At 33.7% G+C, this 6,082-nt stretch carries 6 protein-coding genes; 1 reads left to right on the top strand and 5 read right to left on the bottom strand.

All coding sequences use genetic code 11. The annotated features are described in order from the left end of the window. Positions 1 to 118 precede the first annotated feature (118 nt). Positions 119 to 871 (top strand): hypothetical protein, encoded by a 753-nt coding sequence (locus Q8L85_07705; protein ID MDP1724571.1) that lies wholly within the window; start codon positions 119 to 121, stop codon positions 869 to 871. Positions 872 to 1,104: 233 nt separating this feature from the next. Here Q8L85_07705 and Q8L85_07700 read toward each other — a convergent pair whose 3' ends face one another. The 5 genes from Q8L85_07700 to Q8L85_07680 form a co-directional block, all read right to left on the bottom strand. Then, positions 1,105 to 2,589: a patatin-like phospholipase family protein gene (locus tag Q8L85_07700; GenBank protein ID MDP1724570.1), complete on the bottom strand. Its 1,485-nt coding sequence runs from the start codon at positions 2,587 to 2,589 to the stop codon at positions 1,105 to 1,107. A gap of 410 nt (positions 2,590 to 2,999) precedes the next feature. After that, positions 3,000 to 3,587, bottom strand: coding sequence for a hypothetical protein (locus Q8L85_07695; protein ID MDP1724569.1), 588 nt, complete (start codon positions 3,585 to 3,587; stop codon positions 3,000 to 3,002). 370 nt (positions 3,588 to 3,957) lie between these two features. After that, the gene (locus tag Q8L85_07690; protein ID MDP1724568.1) at positions 3,958 to 4,551 is read right to left on the bottom strand and encodes a MerR family transcriptional regulator; all 594 of its coding nucleotides are present in this window, start codon (positions 4,549 to 4,551) and stop codon (positions 3,958 to 3,960) included. A gap of 11 nt (positions 4,552 to 4,562) precedes the next feature. Next, entirely contained in the window at positions 4,563 to 4,862 is a 300-nt protein-coding gene (locus Q8L85_07685; GenBank protein ID MDP1724567.1) for an integration host factor subunit alpha, read from the bottom strand. A 116-nt stretch (positions 4,863 to 4,978) separates the two neighbouring features. Beyond that, entirely contained in the window at positions 4,979 to 5,953 is a 975-nt protein-coding gene (locus Q8L85_07680; GenBank protein MDP1724566.1) for a beta-ketoacyl-ACP synthase III, read from the bottom strand. Between the last annotated feature and the right edge of the window lie 129 nt (positions 5,954 to 6,082).

The raw sequence follows: 6,082 nt of genomic DNA, 5'->3' as shown, positions 1-6,082 counted from the left end.
CGATATTTTCTATATATTACTATTGAATTTTTATGTATAGTCAGTTAACTTTCAATTCAAACAAGAGTACAAGTTGTTTTTACTTAAATTTAAATAACGAAATATTAATGGAGTTCCTATGAAAAGAACAATAGCATTACTTCTTTGCGTGTTAACACAACCCCTACACGCTGAAAACTTCTTAGAGCAAAAGATCGACGCCTATATCGCACAAGCACAAGCAGATGCATCCGTGAAACCTCACTGGGATCTATTAAAACAAAATAATTACGTTGAACATACTGGACCTGATGCCGAATACAGAACTCGATATGTTGACCTTCAAGGTATTATCGAATCAGCTTTAGCCGATGAAAAAAATATCAATGTAACTGCTATTATTCATACAGCTACACCTCCAACACCCTTGCGCGCGGCTGACGGAGAAATAACGCCTGGATTATTATCCCCTGAAGTTACTGCTGATCCAAAACTTATTGCGACAGTAACAAAACGTTGCAACATTCTTCGTCGTTTTTTAGCGAATGGAAAAAAACTTTATGCTGCTTATCCAAAAGCCATATTATCTACTCCAGTTCCTGGTATAAAGATATATGATGACCTTTGTGCAGAAAATAAAAACCTGAATGACAGACCATTTGAAGGTGGTTTTGCAAAAAGTGACCTAACTGGCGCTACTTATTTTATCCAGATCCCTGGAGAAAATGAACCTATAGTCTTTTCTATCATGGCATTGCAAGCAAATGATGCACAACCAGAAGCCAAATGGGCCATGTGGTATGGACCATTAAGCAACGCTAACGTAAATGTACGTGCAGAACAAATTCTAACTTTTCTAAAAGAAAAAAATATTGCACTTGATTTAAACTAAAAAAATAAGACTATTTTGTATTCCGTTGTTACCCTGGACTCGTTGAAACGAAGCTTCATACGTAGATCCAGGGTCCAGATTAAAATAAATGCTCGTAGAGCATGACTTTTTTATTTAAAAATTTCGAACATAATATTCGAAGCATCAATGCTCGCTGTAGCTTGAAACTATATTTGGTCGAGTCACCCATGGCATTTCAGCCCCTAACTTACAAAAAATATACCACCTACATATCATTCTGCATCTGACCGAACAAACATAGGCGAACTTGGAGCATAATGTTCTTCTTTAGTTTGCGTTGACATGGTGTTTAAATATTGTTCTTTCATGCCCCGCCAAAGATCATAACTACCCCCATGCTTTCCGTCTTGAATCTGCCACACTTCATTAAGATGAATAAAAGTTTGAGCCTGCTCAACAATAATTGTCTGTGCAGCTTTTAATAATTTCACAAGATATTTTTTGCTCACATCATCAAGCCTTGCTTTTTCGTCCAAGTTTGCTTGAATGCGAACGTAATTTTTACCTAATTTTTCGCTCATTTTACGGTCAGTTTCTGCCATTTGCGCACTCATAAAATCTTGAACAATTTCAGCTGCATTTATTTTGCCTAAATTAGAATGACTTTTTGATTTAGGTGACTTACCTGTTCCTATTGAAATAACAATAAAATCCGCTTCCTGTTTATGAGGAAAAAGTTTACGTGCAACTTCATATGCTTGCTCTGATGGATTATTCGCGATTAACCCACCATCACGTAAAACCTGCACTTGTTTTTCTTTTTTAACACCCTCAATAGACTCAGTCTCAAGGTTATTTTTAACGGATTTAAAAAAAGTAGGTGCTGCTGCCGTCACACGCGCTGCTTTATAAATACGATGATCAAATGTTTCATCAAGATAGACGTCTACACTAGAATAAAGCTTTAATTTTTTAGCATTACTATCAAACCCAGTCAAAACAACAGGTGTTAACATATCACCTAATCTATATCTTCTTGTATAACGTTTTTTTATAAATTTCTCTAAACCCGAATCCCTATATTTTGCGCGGGCTAAACCTCCATGCGCTAAAGGATTTTTACTTTTTCGAAAAATTAACTTTTTATCTTTAATATAAAATTCTACAATTTCTTTTGCAGCATAAAGTGGTTGATTATAAATACACCGATCAGGAACCCCAATTGCAGCAGCAATTAAACCGCCTGTTGATGTACCACCCACAACATCAAAAAGTTCATGAATTTTTTTTCCAGTTATAGCTTCAATATACGCCAAAATATAAGCTGGAATAATGCCCCTTATTCCCCCACCATCTAAGGCTAAAATTATAACTTTTTTTTTGCAATCTTCTACACAAGGAACAATTTGATGTTTAGAAATTATACTATTTTCTTTTGCTATTGGATTCAAAAAAAAATTGTTTCCACCTTCAGGAGAAAGTTTGTTTTTATATTCAACTAGCTCATTTAAATCTGAACGAAGAAGAGCCATAAGTTTTTTTTTATAAGATTGTTTATTTTTAGGTTTTTTATCTTTTATTTTCTCTCTTTTATGTTTTCTTTCTTTGATGTGAACCATATCATTTTTAGACACATCAATTTTAGAATGCTTGTTTTTTGGTACTTCTTTAACTTCATTATCAGAATTTGCCTCTAACGATTTCAAATTTAATGATAAAACAAATGTTACAAAACCAAGTAAAACAAAAAACCGCATTAAACTCTCCACCCAACATTTTTTTATTTATTCTTATTTTCGATTATAATCCGCTAGCTTTATACAAGACAAGGCATAATGCGCAATGCGTATTCTTTATCAATCTACCGAACAATTTTTTTATGCTAGAGATTTGCTACACATCTTTATTTTCGTAAAAACCTTGAAGCGAAGCTTCGAAGGCAGATTCAGGATTGTATCTTAAAAACCTAGCATGATTGAGTGAAATTAGTCATGATAATGGCAGAAGACTTTGTATTTCAGGACAGACCTAAAAGGTCGGTTGGATCCTAAAGCTTCTGCCCACGATCTTATATTTTAATCTAGACCAACAATCTTGATTAAAACCTTACATCTTATAGGTTCCCATCGGAGTAAAGAACATGTTGTACGTTCAACAAAAATTCCACTTACACTATATAGCCTTGAATGGCATCAGCAATTTTAAATCCCGAATACATCCCATCCCAATTATTACTCTCTACAAGACTTTTTAGAGCCTGAACAACAAAAGCACGATCTGCCGGCTGTATTTGAGTAAGTCTATAAACGAACATACAAAAATCAGTTGAATGCCAATTTTTTCTACCAGGAAATTCTCTTACCAACTGAACAAAAAAATCAAGATCTTCCAAATTTACGCGTGAAATTGAGTTAACAAAAAGACTAGCATCATTTGACTGAACAATTTGTCCTTCATCAAAAAGTTCTTTAGCATAAAAAATAATAGTTTCTCTATCTTCTGCTCTTATATTAAGTATTGAATTGATAACATAGTGATGATCATACCAATCCCAATTCTTTCCCTCAGCAAAATTTTTTGCAAGATCTTCTATAATTACTTTCTCCGAATCTTCAACTTCAGCTGCATAATGATTATATTTCAAAGAATTATAATCATAAATATGTGCTTCACCTGCACCTTCTTCTACTGCAAACAAAGATGAAGATAAAATAATTAAAGCTAAAAATGCTATCGATATAGTTTTTTTATACATTTAATGTTCCTTTCATTTAGTATTTAATTCATTCTGAATTAACGAATTTAAATGTATCAAATTTATTAAAAATAATAAACATAAATAATACTTAATTTTTACTTTTTTAAATAACATAATATATTAAGTCTAATTTTAGATATATCAATACTAACAAAATCTTTTAAAATGAAGTGTTTCATTGTAGCTTCTAAGGGTCTACGCACGAAGATTTTTATTGACTAGGCGATTCATGCAAACTATATTTTTGTCCCGTAGAATGATTATAATCATGCAGTTTTATACAAAAAAAGACATAATGCTTAATACATATTCTTTATACATATAAGAAAAAACCTGATATCTCATAAAATTAACAAATATAAACTTTTTAATTTTTTAAAAATTGTCTCAACGTAATAACTTCATTCAACATTTTGTTCAATTCTTCTTTTAATGTTGCATTCGAAGCGGGCTCAGGAAGATCTTTTCTCTCGACAGGAGGAATATCCGTTTTTTTGCTTTTAAAGAGCTGCTGCACACCTTTGATTGTGTAGCCTTGAGTATAGAGCAAATCTTTAATTTGTTTTAAACGCTTAAGATCTAGTGGACGATAATATCGCCTACCTCCATTACGCTTAACCGGATTTAAAATAGAAAATTTTTCTTCCCAAAAACGTAACACATGTGTTGGAACACCTAATAAATCAGATGTTTCACCTATCGTATGATATGCATTTTCTGATTTTTTAGACAATACCTTGCCATCAGATATATAATCTTCTTCAATCGCATCAGAAAATTGTTTGTCTTTCGTAGAATCAATCAAAGTCGAATCAACCTGTTTATCAAAAACCTTAGCTTCAGTGATATCACAAACAGCTTCAACAATGTTATTAGAATCATTTTTTTTGGGCCCACGCATTCCATCAGAAGATACATCTTCAGTTAAATTCCTTAAAAAAGGAAGCGTGGCTTGTTTCATACCCAAAATATCTACTTAATCTTTGCATTTATCTTTTTACGCAAAAGCTGAGAAGGTCTAAAAAGCACAACACGACGCGGTGTAATGGTGGCTTCAATACCCGTTCTTGGATTACGCCCAACCCTTTTGCTTTTATCACGCAAAATAAAGCTGGCAAAAGATGATATTTTGACGCTTAATCCTGTTTCAAGCGTTTTAGACATTTCGTCTAAAACAGATTCAACAAGCTGCGCAGAATCGGCACGCGATAAACCAACTTGGTTATGAATCGCTTCCGTTAAATGGGCTCGTGTTATTGTTTCGCCGCTCATGATACCTTACCTTTATTTTGTTTTCCTTATTTGGAATAAGGTTACGTTAACGTCTATATTAATGATTATACCAATGTTTTTGAAAAATAGAAATAGTATTTAACTACAATAGATTATTAAAGACGTACTATTGCTGAACCCCAAGTAAATCCAGCACCTAAAGCCATTAACAAAATTAAATCTTGACTATTAATTTGTTCAGTTCTTATACCGTAATCTAAAGCTAATGGAATAGACGCTGCAGAAGTATTGGCGTGTTTATCAATTGTTGACATAATTTTTGAATAAGGACAATTTAGTTTTTTTGAAACACTTTGTAAAATGCGTGTATTTGCTTGATGCGGAATAATTTTAGAAATATCGTCGATGTTATATCCAGATTGATTCAATACTTCAGCACTTACACTCGACATTTTTTCAACGGCATGCTTAAATACTTCGCGACCTTGCATATGAATTTTACCAACTTTTTCAGACATTGCAGGTCCACCATCGGTATAAAGAAGATCTGCATAACGACCATCAGAACATAATTTCGATGCAAGAATGCCAGATTCGTTTGGAAGATTGAGTTTGTGCTCAGCTTGCATAATAACAGCCCCTGCCCCATCCCCAAAAAGAATACAGGTTGATCTATCATTCCAATCGACAATACGCGAAAAAATTTCAGCACCTATCACAAGCACGCGTTTTACAGAACCAGATTTAATATAATTATCAGCCGTAATCAACGCGTACAAAAAACCACTACAAACAGCTTGAAGATCAAATGCAAAACCGTTATAAATACCCAATTTTGATTGAATTTCAACAGCAGTCGACGGAAAAGTGCGATCAGGTGTAGATGTTGCAACAATAATAAGATCGATTGATTGTGGCGAGATAGATGCGTATTCAAGCGCCTTTAAAGCTGCTTGATACCCTAAATCTGATGTTAGTTCATTGGTAGCCGCAATATGTCTTTGAGCAATCCCAGTGCGCTCCATAATCCATTCATGAGACGTTTCTAATATTGCAGGCAGATCATCATTCGTCAGAACTTTTTCTGGTAAATAACTTCCTACACCGATTAAACGTGATCTGAATTCCATAAAACGCTCTCAAAAATAAGACTATAATCGATAGACTTGGATTAATACAAAAACTACCACCTACTCAGCTGTTTCCCTGAACAAGCGAGAAGCAAAGCTTCGAGTAAGATTCAGGGTCCAGTTTACAAT

It is taken from the genome of Alphaproteobacteria bacterium (assembly GCA_030680745.1).
In the GTDB taxonomy this organism is placed as follows: domain Bacteria; phylum Pseudomonadota; class Alphaproteobacteria; order JAUXUR01; family JAUXUR01; genus JAUXUR01.
This window is presented reverse-complemented; position numbering and strand designations above follow the sequence as displayed.

Bases quoted from the DNA above. Each gene is read 5' to 3' on its own strand.
- Q8L85_07705 (MDP1724571.1), top strand. From the start codon at position 119: ATGAAAAGAACAATAGCATTACTTCTTTGCGTGTTAACACAACCCCTA.
- Q8L85_07700 (MDP1724570.1), bottom strand. From the start codon at position 2,589: ATGCGGTTTTTTGTTTTACTTGGTTTTGTAACATTTGTTTTATCATTA.
- Q8L85_07695 (MDP1724569.1), bottom strand. From the start codon at position 3,587: ATGTATAAAAAAACTATATCGATAGCATTTTTAGCTTTAATTATTTTA.
- Q8L85_07690 (MDP1724568.1), bottom strand. From the start codon at position 4,551: ATGAAACAAGCCACGCTTCCTTTTTTAAGGAATTTAACTGAAGATGTA.
- Q8L85_07685 (MDP1724567.1), bottom strand. From the start codon at position 4,862: ATGAGCGGCGAAACAATAACACGAGCCCATTTAACGGAAGCGATTCAT.
- Q8L85_07680 (MDP1724566.1), bottom strand. From the start codon at position 5,953: ATGGAATTCAGATCACGTTTAATCGGTGTAGGAAGTTATTTACCAGAA.